Consider the following 18,531-nt stretch of genomic DNA (forward strand, 5'->3'; position numbering starts at 1 on the left):
CAGCAACTCGCGCAGGCGCGGCAGCTCTGCCTTCTGCAGAAGGTCGACCGCATACGGCGCATCGTGCGCGTAATGGCAAAAGTGCCCGTCGACCACCCCGGCGTCCGCATGCTGCGCCAGCGTCATCCCCGCCCCGATCCGGCACGACTTGACCAGCACCAGCCTTTGCGCGCCAAGCCGGCTGGCCAGCCACGCGGCAATGCTGTCGGAAGTCGCGTCCCAGTTCGCCAGCGCATCCCGCTCCTTGCGCAGCAGGCCGTATGGCGCCCATACGGCAACGCCGCCATTGCGCAGCACGGCGTGGATCGCATTTTCGTCGGCGGCCACCGTCAGGGCCGGGCACAGGCCCTGCAGCATCAAGCCGTACTGGACCATGGCCAGCACCGCCATATTGTGGGCAACCAGGTCGTCGAACCCCCATTGCGCCTGGTAATCGCGCACCTCGTCGGCGAAGCCGCCCCCTCCCGGCACCACCACCACGCGCCCGCCACCCAGCGCGGCCAGCTCCCGCAGCCAGTCCGGCAACAGCGGATCGCGGCCCAGGCTGCCGCCGATCTTTACGACGTGCACAGGGCCTCCCGCTTCAGCGGCGCGGACGTGGAAATCGCTATCGGCATGCCTGCGCGCCCCCCGTCGCGACCGCCGCTTGCGCGGCCTGCCACAGCAGGACCGCCACGGCAACGCTGGGGGCGCACACGCGCGCCCACTCCGCATGGGCCGGCGCGATACCGGCGAGGTCTTCGAAGGCCCGGTAAGGGCGCCCAAGTCGGCCAGCCAGGTCGCGCGCCAGGAAGTGCCCGCACCCCGCGCCGATCACCGGCGCGCCCGGCGGCAAGCCGGACCGGTCGATGACACGCAGCAGGTTGTCCCCAAGTTCGGCGATCTGCGCCAGCCGCCATTGACGCGCCACTTCCAGCCAGGCCGCCGCGGGCGCGTCACGCGCGTCGTGCCCGATCATCCTGGCGAGGCGCTGGTGGGTGGCTTCCGGCGTCTTGGCGCCGCCGTCGGCGCTCGGGTGGGGATCGTGTGCTTCGCGCAGTTCGCCGGTGACGCGGTACACGTCGGCGGTGGTGGCGAACAGTTCGTTCATCACGTTATAGCTGGCGCCCTTGAAGGCGATGCGGCGTGCGAGCGCGCACAGCGGCGTGCGCGCCACGCCCTGGTACACCAGTTCGCCGGAAGCGAGCCGGCCGGCATCGTCGCGGCCCTGCGCCGCCACCTCGCCGTCCACGATGGGAATCAGGTCGCTGGTGGTGGTGCCGATATCGACCAGCACGCCGTGGCCGATGCGGGCAGCCGCCATGCGGGCAGTCGCCATCCAGTTGGCCGAAGCGATGTGCTGCCAGTCCGCCGCCACTTGCCGCCGTGTGCGCCAGCCGGCGGCGCCGGCGAAGAAAATGGCGCGCTCGCCGAAGGCGTGCCACATGACGTCCGCCAGCGCCGTCACGCCGGCTTCCCGGTTCTCGAACAGGTCAGCCATTTCGCCGGTCATGGTGACCGCGTGCGCGGCATGCGCGCAATCGGGCCAGCGCGCGCGCGCCTGCGCCAGCACACCGTCCAGCAGTTGCAGGCCCTGCCACAAGGGGCAGGCCCACTGCGCGATATCGACCGCGATGCCGTCCTCCAGGCGCGTTGCCTTGATATTGGCGCCGCCCAGGTCCCAGCCGAAGACAAGGCGCTCAGCGGCCATGGGACGCTCCAATGGTGACCGTCCGCTCCGCCAGGATCTGGTGCCCCGCCAGTATCTCGCAGGCCAGGTTGCGGCCAAGCTCGGCCGACAGGCCCGCATAGGCGCAGGTCACACGCGGGTTCACCTCGATCACCACCGGGCCGCGCCGGGGATGCCAGACCAGGTCGATGCCGACGAAGCCGCGCAAGCCCGGCATGCCGGCCACCACGCATTCGGCCACGTCCGCCAGCAGGCGTCCCGCCTGCCCCTTGCATTCGATGGCATTGATCTCTACGCCATCGTCGTGCACCTGTCCGGCCGCATCGACGCGGATGTGCTGCCGGTTCACGCTCAGCAGTTCGGGCCCGCCCGGGCCGCAGAGCAGCGAGACGCTGATCGGCTCGCCCTCCACCCACGGCTCCAGCACCACCGGCTCGCCGTGCGCGAGGCGCCGCAGCCAGCCTTCGTGCGCCGCACCGAAACCATCGTAGGCGTGCGTCGCCACCGATCCCGCGCCATCGTCCGGCTTGACCACCCAGCGTCCGGACTCGGGGGCGTCGCCTTCGCTCCACGGCCGGGTCGCGGCGATGCCGAGCGCGGCAAGCCGCTGCGCGGTCGCGCGCTTGCTGGTGGCCAATGCGATCGCGCTGGCATCGCAACCCAGCCAGCGCGCGTCGCCCACCATGTAGTTCAGGCTCAGCAGCACGCCTTCGGATTCCGGCGCGACGACCCAGCTGACGTCGTGGCAGGCCGCCTGGCGGCGCACGAAATCCGCCGCGTCCTCGCCGGGCATGCGCGCGCAGCAGCTCACCCTGTGCGCGCCATCGCATGCCGGCGGCAACTCGCCGGGCAGCGCCGCGCAGGTAATCGCCACGTCGCCGATGCGCGCGAGATCTGCGATCATGGCGTCACGCATGGCCCGACCCTGGCGCAGCAGGTGCGGCACCGCGCGGGTGTCCATGGCGCCCGCGCTGATATATTCATAGACGAACACACGCGTCATCATTCCCTCTCCATGCACATCATCCCAGTCATCGATCTTCTTGACGGCCGCGTTGTCCGCGCGGTGCGCGGCCAGCGCGACCAATACCGCCCCATCGTGTCCGGCCTGCACCCGGGCAGCGATCCGGTGGAGATGGCGCGGGCGATGCTTGCGCACTGCGCCAGTGCCACGCTGTATATCGCCGACCTCGACGCGCTCACCGGGCGCGCCATCCAGCTCGATGCGCTGCGAGCGCTGTGCCAGGCCTTGCCGGAGACCGAACTCTGGCTGGACGCCGGCTTCGCCAGCGCGGCGCAGGCCACCGCGGCGCTGGCTGCGCTGCGCGGCGCCGGTGCGCGGGTGGTGACGGTGTTCGGCAGCGAAACCCTGTCCGACCCGCCCGCCGCCACGGGCAGCGCGCCACCCTTCGACGCCTGGCCCGGCGCCGTGCTTTCGCTCGACCGGCGCCATGGCATGCCGCTGGGCAATGCGGCATGGTGGCAAGCCAGCGACGCCTGGCCGGCGCAACTGATCGTGATGGCGCTGGACCGCGTCGGCGCGTTCGAGGGACCGGACCTGGAAACGCTCGCGGCAGTCCGCGCGCAGGCGGGTGCCGGGCGCAGGCTGATCGGCGCCGGCGGCATCCGCCATGGCGCCGATCTCGCCGCCGCCGCGCATGCCGGGGCCAGCGCCTGGCTGGTTGCATCGGCCATTCATGATCTCCGTATCCCACCGGCTGGTCAGGGAGGACGTTCCTCCTGATCCGCGCGGGCGGGCGCCATCAAGCGAACCCACGGTTCACCAGGCTTCCGGGCAAATCAACGGATTGCCGCGTGAAATCTGGCGCAGGTGTGACTCCGCTCTCCGATTTCACGGGAGAGCGGAGCAATCAAGCGCATTGCTTCGGCGTACTTCGGCGTAACTTCCCGCTGGACACAGCGCCCACGCTCAAGTCCGGACGAGCAAGCATGCAAGCAGGCATAAACACGTTCCATGCCAGCCCGCCGCGCCGCGCTGGCGCGGCCTGGCGCCGCATGCGCCGCGCGCGGGCGTGACAGGTTGCCCCGCATACGGAGCACCGGTTGTGTCGTTGCCACCACACCCGGCGCCTCCTCCACGCATCGGCTTTTCCCCACCAGGCGCCATGCGCTCACGGTCGCGGGTGCATGGCAGGCAGGCGGCCAGCCGCTGGCACACGCTTTGCTCGACTAGGGCATGGCACCCGCAACCGATCTCCCCTCCGACACCCGTGGCCGTCCAGCCGGCCAGGCCAGCTGGACCTGTCCTTTCTGTGCGCTGCTGTGCGACGGGCTCGCCGTCCCGCAGGAAGGCCCGGACGGCCAGGCACCGGCGCTGAGCGACAGCACTTGCCCGCGCGCGGCAAGCGCGCTCGCGGCCTTCGGCCGGCTGACCATGGCAGCCAAGCCGTGCGCCGATGGCCGCCCGGCGACACTGCCCCAGGCGCTGGACGCCGCCGCGCGCCTGCTGCGCGCGAGCCGCCGCCCGCTGTTCGGCGGCCTCGCCACCGATATAGCCGGCACGCGCGCGCTTTACGCCTTGGCCAACCACTGCGGCGCCGTGCTCGACCATGCGCATGGCGACGCCATGACGGCCAGCCTGCGCGCGCTGCAGGATCGAGGCGCCTTTACGACCAGCCTGGCCGAGGTGCGCAATCATGCCGACCTGATCCTGTGCATCGGCACCCAGCCCTCGCGCAAGCACCCCGAGTTCTTCCGGCGCTGCGGACTGATGGACGGCGAACCGCCGTGCCCGCGCGAACTGGTCTTCCTTGGCACGCCGGCCGACCCGGCCGCCGCGCAACTCCCGAACGTGCGCAGCAGCGAGGTGGCGTTGCCCGAAGGCGAGGATCTCTACCAGACGCTTGCGTTGCTGAACGCCCTGTGCCGCCCGCGTGCGCTGGCCGGCGGCAACATCGCAACGGCTGCGCTGCGCGAACTCTCGGCCCGCTTGCTCGCTGCGCGTTATGCCGTGATCGTGTGGACGCCCTCCGCGCTCTGCGCGCAGGCGGGCGGCAAGCATGCCGCGCTGCTGATCGAAGGCATCCACCACCTGGTCAAGACGCTCAACCGCACCACGCGCGCCGGCGGCCTGTCGCTTGGCGGCGACGACGGCGGCAACACTGTCAACCAGGCCGTCACCTGGATGTCTGGCCTGCCCCTGCGCACGCACGTGCACCCCGGTGGACTCGATCACGATCCGCATCGCCACCAGACCGAGCGCCTGCTGCGTGGCGGCGAGGTCGATGCCTTGCTGTGGGTTGCCAGTTTCACGCCGGACCTGCCGCCGCCCGCCAGCACCGTGCCCACCGTGGTGCTCGGGCATCCCGCGCTGGCCGCTGCGATGGCGCGGCGCCCCGGCGTCTTCATTCCGGTTTCGACCCCGGGCATCGGCTCGGCCGGCCACCTCTTCCGCACCGATGGCGGCATCGTGCTGCCGCTCACCCCGCTGCGCGACGACTGCCTGCCGACGGTCGCGGCAGTGGCGGCGCAAATGCTGGCGCGCCTGCAACACACGCCGGCGCCAACGGAGTCCGCATCATGAGCACATTGCGCCTGCATGGAGGCCGCGTGTACGACCCCGCGCGAGGCATCGACGGCCAGCTCGCCGACGTCTATATCCGCGCTGGCCGCATCGTCGAACAGCCCCCCGGCACGCGCGCGGAGACGGAGCTCGATATCGGGGGCATGGTGGTGATGGCCGGCGGCATCGACATGCACTCGCATATCGGCGGCGGCAAGGTCAATCTGGCCCGGATGCTGCTGCCCGAGGACCACCGCGACAACCTGCCCGCCGGCGGCCCGCTGGAACTGGCGTCCTGCGGCACCTGCACGCCCGGCACGCTGGCCACCGGCTACCGCTATGCGCAGATGGGCTATACCGCTGCGTTCGAGCCCGCCATGATGGCGTCGAACGCGCGCCAGACGCATTTCGAGATGGGCGACACGCCGGTCATCGATCATGGCGCCTATGTCATGCTCGGCAACGACGACCTGTTCCTGCGCATGCTGGCCGGGGGCACCGACTTCCAGCACATCCGCGACTATGTCGGCTGGACCATCAACGCCAGCAAGGCACTGGGCGTAAAGGTGGTCAACCCGGGCGGCATCTCGGCCTTCAAGTTCAACCAGCGCAAGCTGGACGTGGACGACCAGCACGTACACTACCGCATCACCCCGCGCGATGTGCTGCGCACGCTGAGCCAGGCCCTCACCGAACTCAAGGTGCCCCACCCCTTGCATATCCATGCCAGCAACCTCGGGGTGCCGGGCAATATCGAATCGACGCTTGCCACCATCGCCGCGCTGGAAGGCCTGCCGGGCCACCTGACCCACATCCAGTTCCACAGCTACGGCGCGGATGGGCCGCGCAAGTTCTCCTCGGCGGCGCTGCGCATCACCGACGCGGTCAACGCTAACCCCAATATCTCCATCGACGTCGGCCAGATCATCTTCGGCCAGACCGTGACCGCGTCGGGCGACACCATGATGCAGGTGAAAAACGCCGACCACGCCCACCCCCGCAAATGGATCGGCGCGGATATCGAGTGTGACGCGGGCTGCGGCGTGGTGCCGTTCCGCTACCGCGAGCAAAGCTATGTCAATGCGCTGCAATGGGCCATCGGCCTGGAAGTCTTCCTGACTGTGAAGAACCCCTGGCAGGTGACGCTGACCACCGACCATCCCAACGGCGGCCCGTTCACCAGCTACCCGCATCTGATCCGCCTGCTGATGGACAAGTCCTTCCGCGACGAGCAGCTTGGCAAGCTGCACCCCGAGGTCGCCGCCAACTGCGCGCTGCCCGATATCAAGCGGGAACTGACGCTATATGAGATTGCCGTGCTGACCCGCGCCGGCCCGGCGCGGCTGCTTGGCCTGCGTGATCGCGGCCATCTGGGCGCGGGGGCGGCCGCCGACATCGCGGTGTACCGCGAGGACGCCAACCGCGAAACCATGTTCAGCGCGCCGGAATACGTGTTCAAGGACGGCACCCTGGTGGCGCGCGCAGGGCGCATCGTGGCCACGCCCGCCGGTGGCACGCATTATGTCGAGCCCGACTATGACAAAGGCATCGAAAAGACCTTGCGCAAGTACAGCGACAGCCATCTCGCCCTGCACTTCGACAACGCCGCCATCGGCCGCGACGAACTGTGCGCCTGCTGCAATGGCGGGCGGCTGCTGCCCGCGCAGTGTGCCCCTCTGCGCAGGCAGGATACCGTATGAACACGCTCCCGACCTTGCCGCGCGCCTGGGGACACTTCGCATGCTGATCAACGGACTCACCATTGACGACACCTTCGCGGAAGCCTTTCCGATGAAGGCGACCCGCTTGCTGCTCACGGCGCATAACCTGACCTGGGCCCGGCATGCGGCAGCCGCGCTCACGGGCTTCGCCACCTCGGTGATCGCGTGCGGCTGCGAGGCCGGCATCGAGCGCGAGATCGCGCCGGCCGACTCGCCCGACGGACGGCCCGGCGTGGCGGTGCTGCTGTTCTCGATGTCGGGCAAGGAGCTGGCCAAGCAGGTCGAGCGGCGCGTCGGCCAGTGCGTGTTGACCTGCCCCACCACGGCGGTGTATGCGGGGCTGGCCGAAGGCGAGGCCATCCCGCTGGGCAAGAACCTGCGCTTTTTCGGCGACGGCTGGCAGATCGCCAAGATGATCGACGGCGTGCGCTACTGGCGCGTGCCGGTGATGGACGGCGAGTTCGTCTGCCAGGAGACCACCGCGGTGGTCAAGGCGGTGGGCGGCGGCAACCTGCTGATGCTGGCGCGCGACACCGACAGCGCGCTGGCCGCGGCCGAGGCCGCGGTGGCGGCAATGCGCCAGGTGCCCAACATCATCATGCCCTTTCCCGGTGGCGTGGTCCGTTCCGGCTCGAAGGTCGGCGCCAGATACGCCGGCATGCATGCCTCCACCAACGACGCTTTCTGCCCCAGCCTGGCTGGCCTGGTCGCCGGCAGCCAGCTTGGATCCACCGTGCGCTGCGTGCTGGAGATCGTGATCGACGGCCTGACGGAAGCCGACGTGGCCGCCGCCATGCGGGCCGGGATCGCGGCACTCGCCGAGCGAGGCGCCGCCGCAGGGCTGGTGCGCATTTCCGCCGGCAACTACGGCGGCAAGCTGGGCCCCTTCCACTTTCACTTGCACCGGCTCGCCAGCCAGGGAGAATGCGCATGAGCGGCCTGACCCTGCGCCTCGCCAACGCCCCGGCGCTGCGGGTTGACCTGCGCCAGCTGACGCCAGCCGCCCTGGCCGGCATGGCACCGGACGCGATAGCGCGCCTGCCCTTGTGGCATGGCAACGAGCGCATCGCCCTTGGCGAACTGTTTACCGTGCAGGCCCACGGCGGCGATGGCGAGCCCGCTCTCACTCTTGAAGGCGACCTGGGTCGCTTCGACCGTATCGGATGGCGGATGTCCGGCGGTACGCTGCGGGTCGACGGCAACGCGGGCGACTACCTCGGCTGCGGCATGCAGGACGGCACGCTGCGCGTGAACGGCAATGCCGGCGACTTTGCGGCGGCGGCGCTGGCCGGCGGCAAAGTCGTCATCGGCGGCAACGCGGGAGACTTCGCCGCCGCCGCGCTGCCGGGCGACATGGACGGCATGCGCGGCGGCACGCTCGTGATCGGCGGCAACACCGGCGACCGCTTCGGCGACCGCATGCGGCGCGGCACCGCGATGGTGGCGGGCAACACCGGGGACTTCACGGCCTCGCGCATGGTCGCAGGCACCATTGCGGTTGCCGGTGCCGTCGGGACACATCTGGCCTACGGCATGCGCCGCGGCACCATCGTGCTGCTCAGTGCCAGGCCGCAGGCGCGCGCCACCTTCGTGCGCACCGACGGCAATTTCGATGTGTTCTGGACGTTGCTGGCGCGCCACCTGGCCCGCGCGGGCGGACCCTTCACGGCCTTGCCCGCGCTGCGGCCACGGCGGCTGGTGGGCGACCTTGCCGTGGATGGCAGGGGCGAGTTGCTGATCGTTGACTAAGGCCGGGCAAGCCGTTCCCGCCCCAGCCTGGAAGGAGCCCGCCATGCCGCATTCCCATGCCGACGCGCCAACTGCGGGCGACGATTGCTACGCGCTGCTCGACGACGCCACCGCCACGCCGGGCCAGCCCACCAGCCGCCTGTACACCGGCTTCCTGCGCGAGATCCGCTGCACGGATCCGGCCGGGCTGGCGCAGGCGTGGCAGGAGGCCGATGCCGCGATGCGCGGCGGCGCCCACGCGGTGCTGCTGGGCGACTACGAATGGGGCATGGCGCTCCATGGGCTTGGCCATCTCGCGGCGGCGGGGCCGCGTGAGCCTGCCCTGCGCATCCTGCTTTTCCGCAAGCTGGCCCGGCTCTCTCGCGCGCAGGTGGATGGCTGGCTGGCCAGCATGGACGGCGCGACGCCCTCTCCGGCCCGTGTCGGTGCATTGCAACCGAGCGTCGACCGCCCTGCCTTCCATACCGCAATCGCCCGCATCCACGAAGCGCTGCGCGCCGGCGAAACCTACCAGGTCAACTACACCTACCGGATCGATTTCGAAGCCTCGGGGTCCCCGGTTGGCCTCTACCGCCGCCTGCGCGCCCGCCAGCCGGTAGCCTACGGGGCGCTGATCGCCCTGCCCCACGACGCGCAGCAGCCCTTCATCCTGTCCTGCTCTCCCGAACTGTTCCTGCGTCATGAAGACGGCAGGCTCACCGCGCGCCCGATGAAAGGCACCGCGCGGCGCGGCACGACCCCGCCCGAAGACCGCTCGATTGCCCGCATGCTGGCCTCCGACGCCAAGAACCGCGCCGAGAACCTGATGATCGTCGACCTGCTGCGCAACGACCTGGGCCGGGTGGCGCAAATCGGTTCGGTCAGGGTGCCGGCGTTGTTCTCGATCGAGCCTTACGCCAGCGTGTTCCAGATGACCTCCACCGTTGAAGCGGTCCTGCCCGAGGCCGTGTCAATGCCGGCCCTCCTGCGCGCCCTGTTTCCCTGCGGCTCCATTACCGGCGCACCCAGACATCACACCATGGAACTGATCGCCGCGCTGGAAACCAGTCCAAGGGGCCTGTACACCGGCGCCATAGGGTGGGCCGACACCCCGGCTCCCGGCTCGGCGCGTGCCTGCGGCAGCTTCTGCCTGTCGGTCGCCATCCGCACGCTGGTGCTTGGCCCTGCCCGTGGCGGCGTGCGGGCGGGCCGCATGGGGGTCGGAGCCGGGATTGTGCTCGATAGTGAGGCCGAATCGGAATTCGAGGAGTGCGCACTGAAGGCCGCCTTCCTGACCGGCCTGGCGCCGGACCCCGCGCCGGCACGGTATCACGTGCGCGATCTGGCCATTCCCGACCTCATCGTTACCCGTACCGCGCATGCAGCCCGCACTATTTGACCTCGACCACACCCTGATTCCCTTGGAAGATAGCCCCCCGCCGGGGAGTGAAACCGCCTTTGGCTTTGACTTTGGGCCTTTAGTCCCTGGTCATCGGATTTGAAGTTAAGCAGTCCCCCTCACTCGCCATGCCAACCCAAACTCTCATCGTCGCCGCGCTCTCATCCCGCATGATGGCCGAATCCGTCGCGCAAGCCGGCCTGCGCGTCGCCGCGCTGGATCTCTTCGGTGACGCCGACACCCGCCACATCGCTGCCCACTGGGAGCCCATCGGCGCTGCCGGCTCGATGGCGATCGATGGAGAACACGTGCTCGCCGCGCTGCGCCGGATGCGCGACACCGAACACCCGTCTGGCTGGGTTGCCGGCAGCGGCTTCGAACACCTGCCAGAATTGCTCGATGCCGGCCATGCGCTGTTGCCGCTGCTCGGCAACAGCGCCGCCACCGTACGCGGCGTCAAGCAGCCTGGCGCGTTTTTCCGGCTGTTGGCCGCGCTCGGCATTCCGCATCCGGAAACCACCGTGGAAATGCCGCGCGATCCGACAGGTTGGCTATATAAAGTTGTCGGCGGCACCGGCGGCTACCATATCCGGCATTTGGCCTCCCAGGACGCCATCGCCGCCGATACCGCCGGAACCACCAATACCGCCTCCTACTTCCAGCGGCAAAGACCCGGCCTGCCGATGTCCGCGCTATTCGTCGCCCACCGCCGCGGCGTCGATCTGGTTGGCATCAGCCTGCAGCGCATTGCGCCGCACCACGACTGTCCCTACCTGTTCCGCGGCGCTACCGGGCCGGCAATACTGCCTCAAGGCATCGCCTCGCGCCTCGTCGATATCATCCATTGCATTGCACGCGAAACCAGCCTGGTTGGACTCAACAGCATCGACTTCCTGTTCGATGCGCCGGACGTGATGGTGCTTGAAGTCAACCCGCGTCCGCCAGCCAGCATGGCGCTCTATGCCGATGCCTATCCGCTCGGCCTGATGCATGCGCACCTGCAAGCCTGCCGTGGAGAAATACCCGTGCGCCCGGCCGCAGGCCAGGCCGGCGTGCGTGGCTTTGAAGTCGTCTTCTCGCAAGCGCCGGTGCGGATCAACGCCACGCTCACAGCCGCGCTGATGCGCACCCGCTGGTGCCACGACATTCCCGTGCCCGGCAGCTACGTGGCCGCCGGCCACCCCGTCTGTTCCGTCTCGGCCGCCGGGCGGACAGCGGCCGAGACGGAAGCCGGACTGCGCACGCGCGGCGCGCAGATCCTGTCCCTGCTCAAGACGCGTCACGACGGACTTCGCGACACGGGCGGCATCGCGGCGTCTCCATTCAACGGCCCGCACAGCCGGCGGCAGCACGCTTAGCATTCGCTTCCCCGCCCGTTTCTCCGCCCACTTCTCTGCCCGCTTCTCCACCCGCTTCTCCACCCGTTTCTCCGGCGCCTAACGGTAGCGCTGCACCTGCTTTTCCAACGGCACCGGCTTGATCCTCGAGGCCTGTCCCGCACAGCCGAACGCCTCGAAGCGCAACCGCACCACGCTCTTGGCGCCCTTCTTGGCCGCCAGCAAGGCCTTGCGCGGATCGAACTCGCTGCGGTCGTCGGACAGCGACTTGCGGATTGCGCCGGTCATCGCCAGGCGTATATCGGTATCGATATTCACCTTGCGCACGCCGGTCTTGATGCCGCGCAGGATCTCCTCGACGGGCACGCCGTAGGTCTCCTTGATATCGCCGCCGTACTGGCGAATGATCTCCAGCCACTCCTGCGGCACCGAGCTGGAGCCATGCATCACCAGGTGGGTGCCGGGAATCTTCTGATGGATCTCGCGGATGCGGTCCATCGCCAGAATGTCGCCGGTCGGCTTGCGCGAGAACTTGTAGGCGCCATGGCTGGTGCCGATGGCAATGGCCAGCGCATCCACGCCGGTGCGCGCGACGAAGTCGCGCGCCTGCTCCGGATCGGTCAGCATCATGTCGTGCGACAGGATGCCGGCGGCGCCGACGCCGTCCTCCTCGCCGGCCTGGCCGGTTTCGAGCGAGCCCAGGCAGCCCAGTTCACCCTCCACCGATACCCCTACGGCGTGTGCCATCTCGCACACGCGGCGGGTCACGTCGACGTTGTAGTCGTAGTCCGACGGGGTCTTCATGTCTTCACGCAGCGACCCGTCCATCATCACGCTGGTGAAGCCGGAGCGGATCGAGGCCTGGCACACCGCGGGGCTGGAACCGTGATCCTGGTGCAGCACGATGGGAATATCCGGATGTGTCTCCGCCGCCGCCAGCACCATGTGGCGCAGGTAGGCCTCGCCGGCATATTTTCGCGCGCCGGCAGAGGCCTGCAGGATGACCGGGCTGTCGGTCTCCTCCGCGGCTTCCATGATGGCGTGGATCTGTTCCAGGTTATTGACGTTGAAAGCCGGCACGCCGTAGCCGAACTCTCCCGCGTGGTCGAGCAACTGGCGCAGGGATACAAGTGACATGATGGAACTCCGTGAGTTGACGCTGATTCGGTGAATTCGGTGAATTCGGTATGGCTTGGGCGCCCGTCAGGCGGCCGCCCGCTGCTCCAGCACCTCGAAGGCCGGCAGTGTCTTGCCCTCCAGGAACTCCAGGAAGGCGCCGCCACCTGTCGAGATATAGCCGACCCGCTCCGCGATACCGTACTTGGCGATGGCCGCGAGCGTATCGCCGCCACCGGCGATCGAGAACGCCTTCGATGTGGCAATGGCTTCGGCCAGCACCCTCGTGCCATTGCCGAACTGGTCGAACTCGAACACACCCACCGGACCGTTCCACACGATGGTGCCGGCAGCCATGAGCTGCCTGGCCAGTTGCGCTGCCGTGTCCGGGCCGAGATCCAGGACCATGTCGTCGTCCGCCACGTCGTCCGCACGCTTCACAGTGCCAGCGGCAGTGGCGCTGAACGTCTTGGCGCACACTACGTCGACCGGAATGGTCACCGCCGCGCCGCGCGCGGCCATCATGTCGATGATGGCGCGGGCTTCCGCCACCAGGCCCGCCTCGGCGAGGGAATTGCCGATCTTCAGGCCGGCCGCCAGCATGAAGGTATTGGCGATCCCGCCCCCCACGATCAGCTGGTCGACCTTGGCGGCCAGGGATTTGAGGATGGTGAGCTTCGTCGAAACCTTGGAGCCCGCCACGATGGCGACCAGCGGGCGCGCGGGCTGGCCCAGCGCACGGCCCAGCGCTTCGATCTCGGCGGCCAGCAGCGGGCCCGCGCAGGCCACTGGCGCGTATCTGGCGATGCCGTGGGTGGTTGCCTCGGCGCGGTGGGCGGTGCCGAAGGCGTCGTTGACGTAGATGTCGCACAGCCTGGCCATCTTCTGGGAGAGTTCGTCGCAGTTGGACTTCTCGCCCCTGTTCTCGCGGCAGTTCTCCAGCAGCACCACGTGGCCGGGCGGAACGTCGAAGCCGCCGTTGACCCAACCGGCCAGCAACGGCACCTCGCGCCTGAGCAACGCCGAGAGGCGGCGGCGCACCGGCGCGAGGCTTTGGCGCGGATCGGGCTCGCCCTCCACCGGCCGGCCCAGGTGGGAAGTCACCATGACTGACGCGCCGGCTCGCAGGCAGGCTTCAATGGCGGGCACGGAGGCGCGGATGCGGGTGTCGTCGGTGATCTCGCCCGCGGCGTCCCGGGGGACGTTGAGGTCGGCACGGATGAAGATGCGTTTACCGGTGAGATCGCCGCTGGTGAGCAGGGACGACAGGGTCTGTACTTTACCGATGGGGGGCATGGTGTGGGTCCTGGCGGATGTGGCAGGCGTATGGTTATCTGCTTTCTGCGTGGCTTGATCCATCGTGGGTCTGCTTCGCTCTCCCTGCCCGGCTCAGGCCGGCATCCGGCGCGCGGGCGCAAGCAGCGCCGGCACCTCTTCCAGCGAATCGATCACCGCATCGCCACCCAGCGCGGCAACGCCGCCGGGGCCGGCATAGCCGTACCGCACCAGGAAGACCGGCATGCCCGCCGCACGCGCCGCGGCCACGTCAACCGCCGAATCGCCAACCAGCACGCTGCGCCTCTCATCGGCCTGCAGCAGCCGGCAAGCACGGCGCAGCGGCTCGGGGTCCGGCTTCATCCGCGCGATCGAGTCGCCGCCGACCAGGACCTCCAGGTACCTGGCCAGCCCGGTCACGGCCAGCAGCGGTGCTGCCAGCGCCGTGGGCTTGTTGGTCACGCACGCGATCCGGTAGCCCTGCTGCTGCAAGGCCGCCAGCCCGGTCTGCACGCCGGGATAAACGCGGCCAAGGTGCCCGTTGACTTCCGCATAGTGGCGGTGGAACACCGCCTCGGCGGAATCGGCGCCATCCCGGTCGCCGCTTGCCGCGGTCTCCAGCACGCGCCGCACCAGGTTGGGCACGCCCTTGCCGATAAAGCCGCTGATGGTGTCAAAGGGCAATGGCGCGCGGCCCAGTTCGTCCAGCATGCGGTTGGCAGCCTCCACGATGTCGTGCGCCGTATCGACCAGGGTGCCGTCGAGGTCGACCAGCACCGCGGTGTATGGCATGTCCGGTGCGATGCGCATCACGGCCTCCCCAGCACAGAGCGCGCCGCATCCGCGACCCGCGCAGGCGTCAGGCCGAAGTGCTGGTACAGCGCATCGGCCGGCGCCGAAGCGCCGAAGGTGTCGATCCCCACGGTGGCGCCCTGCTCGCCCACCACCGCGCGCCAGGGCCAGGTGACGCCGGCCTCCACGCTGACGCGCGGCACGCCGGCCGGCAGCACCGCGTCCCGGTAGGCCGCATCCTGCGCATGGAAGCGCTCCACGCAGGGCATCGACACCACCCGCACGCGAATCCCCTCCTCGGCCAGGTGTGCGGCCGCGCGCATGGCGATCTCCACTTCCGAACCGGTGGCGATCAGCACCGCCTGGTGCGCTTCCACATCCTGCAGCACATAGCCGCCGCGCCGGATGCCGGCAAGTTGCCCGGCATCGCGCGCAAACGGTGTCAGCGCCTGGCGCGACAGCAGCAGGCAGCTCGGCCCGTCGCCGCGCTGCACCGCGTCCAGCCAGGCGAGCGCGGTTTCCACGCCGTCGCAGGGGCGCCAGACCTGGTTGTTCGGGATCAGCCGCAGGCTCGCCGCATGCTCGACGGGCTGGTGGGTAGGCCCATCCTCGCCCAGGCCGATCGAGTCGTGGGTCAGCACATGGATCACCCGCTGCCGCATCAGCGCGGCCATGCGGATGGCGTTGCGGGAGTAGTCGGAGAACACCATGAAGGTGCCGCCATAAGGAATCAGCCCGCCGTGCAGGGCCATGCCGTTCATCACCGCCGCCATGCCGAACTCGCGCACGCCGTAGCTGACATAGTTGCCCTGCCCGGCATGGTTGACCCAGACCGAGGCCTTCACGTCGGTCAGGTTGGAGCCGGTCAGGTCCGCCGAGCCCCCCAGCAGCTCCGGCAAGGCGGCGGTCAGCGCTTCCAGCGTGAGCTGCGATGCCTTGCGCGTGGCGATCTTGCCGTGCAGGGCCGATGGCGTCTCCAGCAAGGCCATCAGCCCGGCCTCGAACGCTTCCGGCAACTTGCCCTGGTCGCGGCGCAGGAACTCCGCGGCCAGCTCAGGATGGGCCGTGCTGTACCAGGCGAAGCGCGCATTCCAGTCGGCTTCGCGCGCGGCACCCAGCGCACGCGCGTCCCAGGCGGCAGCCACGTCTGGCGGCACCGCGAACGGTTCGGCGTCCCAGCCCAGCGCTTCGCGCATGGCGGCGATCTCTTGTGCGCCCAGCGGCGCACCATGCACGTCATGCCCGCCGGCCTTGGCTGGCGCACCTTTGCCGATCACCGTCTTGCAGCAGATCAGCGTGGGCCGCTCGCCTTGCGCCTTGGCCTGGCGGATGGCCGCATCGATGGCGCGGGCATCGTGGCCATCGACGTTCGGGATCACATGCCAGCCGTAGGCCTCGAAGCGCCGCGGCGTATCGTCGGCAAACCAGGCCGACACCTCGCCGTCGATGGAGATGCCGTTGTCGTCATACAGGCAGATCAGCTTGCCGAGCTTCAATGTTCCGGCCAGCGAACACGCCTCGTGGCTGATGCCTTCCATCAGGCAGCCATCGCCGAGAAACACATAGGTGTGGTGGTCGATGATGGTATGCCCGGCGCGATTGAAGCGTGCAGCCAGCAGCTTCTCCGACAATGCCATGCCGACCGCATTGGCCAGTCCCTGCCCAAGCGGGCCGGTGGTGGTCTCGATGCCCGGCGTGTGGCCGACTTCCGGATGCCCCGGTGTGCTCGAATGCAACTGGCGGAACTGCCGCAACTGAGCCGTCGTCAGCGCGTAACCGCTCAGATGCAACAGCCCGTACAGCAGCATGGAGGCATGTCCGTTGGAAAGCACGAAGCGGTCGCGGTCGGGCCACGCCGGGTTGGCGGGATTGTGGCGCAGGTGGCGCCGCCACAGCACCTCGGCCATCTCGGCCATACCCATGGGCGCGCCCGGGTGGCCGGACCTGGCCTGCTCCACCGCGTCGGCGGCAAGGAAGCGCAGCGCGTTGGCGCAGCGCGCCGCCGGATCGATACATTCTGGTGCGTTCATGGCCGGCTCCTTACTCGTCGGCGCGCTTGCGGCGCTCCATCATGCGCAGCACAAAGGGGGTGAAGATCAGTTGCATGGCGAGTTCCATCTTGCCGCCGGGCACCACGATGGTGTTGGCCCGCGACATGAAGGAGTCGTGCACCATGCTCAGCAGGTACTGGAAGTCGATCCCCTTCGGGTTGGCGAAGCGGATCACCACCATGCTTTCGTCCGGCGCGGGGATCTCCCGCGCAATGAACGGGTTGGACGTATCCACGCACGGCACCCGCTGGAAATTCACATGCGTGCGCGAGAACTGCGGGCAGATGTAGTTCACGTAGTCCGGCATGCGCCGCAGGATGGTGTCGGTCACCGCCTCGCTCGAGTAGCCGCGCTGCTTCTGGTCGCGCCACAGCTTCTGGATCCATTCCAGGTTGATCACCGGCACCACGCCGATCAGCAGGTCGGGGTAGCGGGCCACATTGACCTCGTCCGTCACCACGCCGCCGTGCAGGCCCTCGTAGAAGAGCAGCTCGGCGTCCTCTGGCAACGGCTCCCAGGCGGTGAAGGTACCCGGCTCCTGCTGGAAGGGGGCGGCCTCGTCGGCGTTGTGCAGATAGCGGCGCCGCATGCCGGTGCCGGACTCGGCATAGGTGCGGAACAGGTTTTCCAGCTCACCGAAGAGATTGGTGCCAGGGCCGAAGTGGCTGAAGTTCATATTGCCGCTCTGCTCTGCCTCGGTCATCCTGACCTTCATCTCGGCGCGGTTGTAGCGGTGGAAGCTGTCGCCCTCGATCACCACGGATTTCACGCCTTCGCGGCGGAAGATGTTCTCGAAGGTGCGGGTGACGGAGGTGGTGCCGGCGCCGGAGGAGCCAGTAATGGCGATGATGGGATAGCGTTCGGACATGTCCAGGCACCTCAGGCGGGAACGCGGAACAGGCTGCGTTCGTTGAACAGGGGATTGGGAAGCTCGGCGCCGGGCGGCTCGCTGTGATAGCGCTCGATCCGCTCCACCTCGTTGCGCGAGCCGAAGACCACGCCGATGCGCTGGTGCAAGGCGCTGGGCTGAACCGACATCAGCGGCTGCCTGCCCGTACTGGCGCGGCCGCCGGCCTGCTCCATCAGGAAGGCGATGGGATTGGCCTCGTACAGCAGGCGCAGGCGGCCGGCCTTGGCCGGGTCCTTGCTGTCGCGCGGGTACATGAAGACGCCGCCGCGCATCAGGATGCGGTGCGCCTCGGCGACCATCGAGGCAATCCAGCGCATGTTGAAATCCTTGCCGCGCGGGCCGGTCCGGCCTGCCACGCACTCGGCGATGTATTGCCGCACCGGCGCCTCCCAGAAGCGGCTGTTTGAGGTGTTGATGGCGAACTCGTGCGTGTCCGCGGGCACCGTGAGGTTGGCATGGGTGAGGAAGAACTCACCCAGGTTGGGATCGAGCGTGAAGCCGTTGACGCCGTTGCCCACGGTCAGCACCAGCATGGTGGTGGGCCCGTAGATGGCGTAGCCGGCGGCTACCTGCGCCGTGCCGGGCTGCAGGAAATGCAGTTCGGACACCGCATCCACGCCTTCCGGCGCGCGCAGCACGGAGAAAATGCTGCCCACGGAGACGTTGACGTCGATATTGGATGAGCCATCGAGCGGATCGAACACCAGCAGGTACTTGCCCCGCGGATACTGCGACGGAATCTGGTAAGGGGCCTCCATTTCCTCCGACGCCATGCCGGCCAGGTAGCCGCCCCACTCGTTGACGCGCAGGAAGGTGGTATTGCTCAGGACATCGAGCTTTTGCTGGGTCTCGCCCTGCACGTTGACGGCGCCGTCGGCGCTGCCATGCAGGCCGCCCAGCGCGCCGAACGCGACGGCGCGCGCAATCTCCTTGCATGCCATGGCGACGTTGAGGATCAGGCCGTTGAAGCCGCCGCTGGCCTGCGGATAGCGGCGGCGCTCCTCGATCAG

At 68.8% G+C, this 18,531-nt stretch carries 15 protein-coding genes and 1 pseudogene; 7 read left to right on the top strand and 9 right to left on the bottom strand.

Going from position 1 to position 18,531, the window contains the following annotated elements; genetic code table 11:
• From CF70_RS29045 to CF70_RS29055, 3 genes are all read right to left on the bottom strand, one after another.
• Window positions 1-570 (bottom strand): aspartate kinase (locus tag CF70_RS29045; RefSeq protein ID WP_035873591.1); only part of this gene is annotated, 570 nt, incomplete at its 3' end.
• 37 nt (window positions 571-607) lie between these two features.
• Entirely contained in the window at window positions 608-1,690 is a 1,083-nt protein-coding gene (locus CF70_RS29050) for a hydantoinase/oxoprolinase family protein (protein WP_035873542.1), read from the bottom strand.
• Window positions 1,680-2,675 carry an ATP-grasp domain-containing protein gene (locus CF70_RS29055; RefSeq protein WP_051649175.1) on the bottom strand — a complete coding sequence of 332 codons (996 nt, stop codon included), beginning with the start codon at window positions 2,673-2,675 and terminating at the stop codon, window positions 1,680-1,682. The genes CF70_RS29050 and CF70_RS29055 overlap by 11 nt, the downstream gene beginning before the upstream one ends.
• A 9-nt stretch (window positions 2,676-2,684) precedes the next feature.
• On the opposite strand from CF70_RS29055, the gene CF70_RS29060 reads away from it, so the two are divergent.
• The 7 genes and pseudogenes from CF70_RS29060 to CF70_RS29090 all read left to right on the top strand — a co-directional run bounded on the left by CF70_RS29060 (window position 2,685) and on the right by CF70_RS29090 (window position 11,398).
• Window positions 2,685-3,413, top strand: coding sequence for a HisA/HisF-related TIM barrel protein (locus CF70_RS29060; protein ID WP_035873545.1), 729 nt, complete (start codon window positions 2,685-2,687; stop codon window positions 3,411-3,413).
• Between the two features lie 453 nt (window positions 3,414-3,866).
• Complete coding sequence (locus tag CF70_RS29065) at window positions 3,867-5,213, top strand: formylmethanofuran dehydrogenase (protein WP_035873547.1); 1,347 nt, start codon at window positions 3,867-3,869, stop codon at window positions 5,211-5,213.
• The gene (locus CF70_RS29070) at window positions 5,210-6,892 is read left to right on the top strand and encodes a formylmethanofuran dehydrogenase subunit A (RefSeq protein ID WP_035873549.1); all 1,683 of its coding nucleotides are present in this window, start codon (window positions 5,210-5,212) and stop codon (window positions 6,890-6,892) included. The genes CF70_RS29065 and CF70_RS29070 overlap by 4 nt, the downstream gene beginning before the upstream one ends.
• 40 nt (window positions 6,893-6,932) lie before the next feature.
• Window positions 6,933-7,847 carry a formylmethanofuran--tetrahydromethanopterin N-formyltransferase gene (gene fhcD, locus CF70_RS29075; protein ID WP_035873551.1) on the top strand — a complete coding sequence of 305 codons (915 nt, stop codon included), beginning with the start codon at window positions 6,933-6,935 and terminating at the stop codon, window positions 7,845-7,847.
• A complete protein-coding gene (locus CF70_RS29080; protein ID WP_035873553.1) occupies window positions 7,844-8,662 on the top strand; it encodes a formylmethanofuran dehydrogenase subunit C in 819 nt (272 codons plus the stop codon). Before fhcD ends, CF70_RS29080 begins: the two co-directional genes overlap by 4 nt.
• Window positions 8,663-8,705: 43 nt before the next feature.
• Window positions 8,706-9,950, top strand: a pseudogene (pabB, locus tag CF70_RS29085) (aminodeoxychorismate synthase component I); the annotation flags it as partial.
• Window positions 9,951-10,168: 218 nt separating this feature from the next.
• Complete coding sequence (locus CF70_RS29090; protein WP_081862407.1) at window positions 10,169-11,398, top strand: ATP-grasp domain-containing protein; 1,230 nt, start codon at window positions 10,169-10,171, stop codon at window positions 11,396-11,398.
• A gap of 78 nt (window positions 11,399-11,476) precedes the next feature.
• Here the strand turns inward: CF70_RS29090 and fba are convergent, their stop codons facing one another.
• The 6 genes from fba to CF70_RS29120 form a co-directional block, all read right to left on the bottom strand.
• The gene (gene fba, locus CF70_RS29095; protein WP_035873555.1) at window positions 11,477-12,514 is read right to left on the bottom strand and encodes a class II fructose-bisphosphate aldolase; all 1,038 of its coding nucleotides are present in this window, start codon (window positions 12,512-12,514) and stop codon (window positions 11,477-11,479) included.
• 66 nt (window positions 12,515-12,580) lie between these two features.
• Entirely contained in the window at window positions 12,581-13,789 is a 1,209-nt protein-coding gene (locus tag CF70_RS29100) for a phosphoglycerate kinase (protein ID WP_051649183.1), read from the bottom strand.
• Between the two features lie 93 nt (window positions 13,790-13,882).
• Complete coding sequence (gene gph / locus CF70_RS29105; RefSeq protein WP_035873556.1) at window positions 13,883-14,578, bottom strand: phosphoglycolate phosphatase; 696 nt, start codon at window positions 14,576-14,578, stop codon at window positions 13,883-13,885.
• The gene (tkt, locus tag CF70_RS29110; RefSeq protein ID WP_035873559.1) at window positions 14,578-16,590 is read right to left on the bottom strand and encodes a transketolase; all 2,013 of its coding nucleotides are present in this window, start codon (window positions 16,588-16,590) and stop codon (window positions 14,578-14,580) included. The genes gph and tkt overlap by 1 nt, the downstream gene beginning before the upstream one ends.
• Window positions 16,591-16,600: 10 nt before the next feature.
• Window positions 16,601-17,479 (bottom strand): phosphoribulokinase, encoded by an 879-nt coding sequence (locus tag CF70_RS29115; protein ID WP_035873561.1) that lies wholly within the window; start codon window positions 17,477-17,479, stop codon window positions 16,601-16,603.
• Between the two features lie 11 nt (window positions 17,480-17,490).
• A partial coding sequence (locus tag CF70_RS29120; protein ID WP_235185252.1) for a class 1 fructose-bisphosphatase occupies window positions 17,491-18,531 on the bottom strand: 1,041 nt, incomplete at its 5' end.

It is taken from the genome of Cupriavidus sp. SK-3 (assembly GCF_000611145.1).
GTDB lineage: Bacteria > Pseudomonadota > Gammaproteobacteria > Burkholderiales > Burkholderiaceae > Cupriavidus.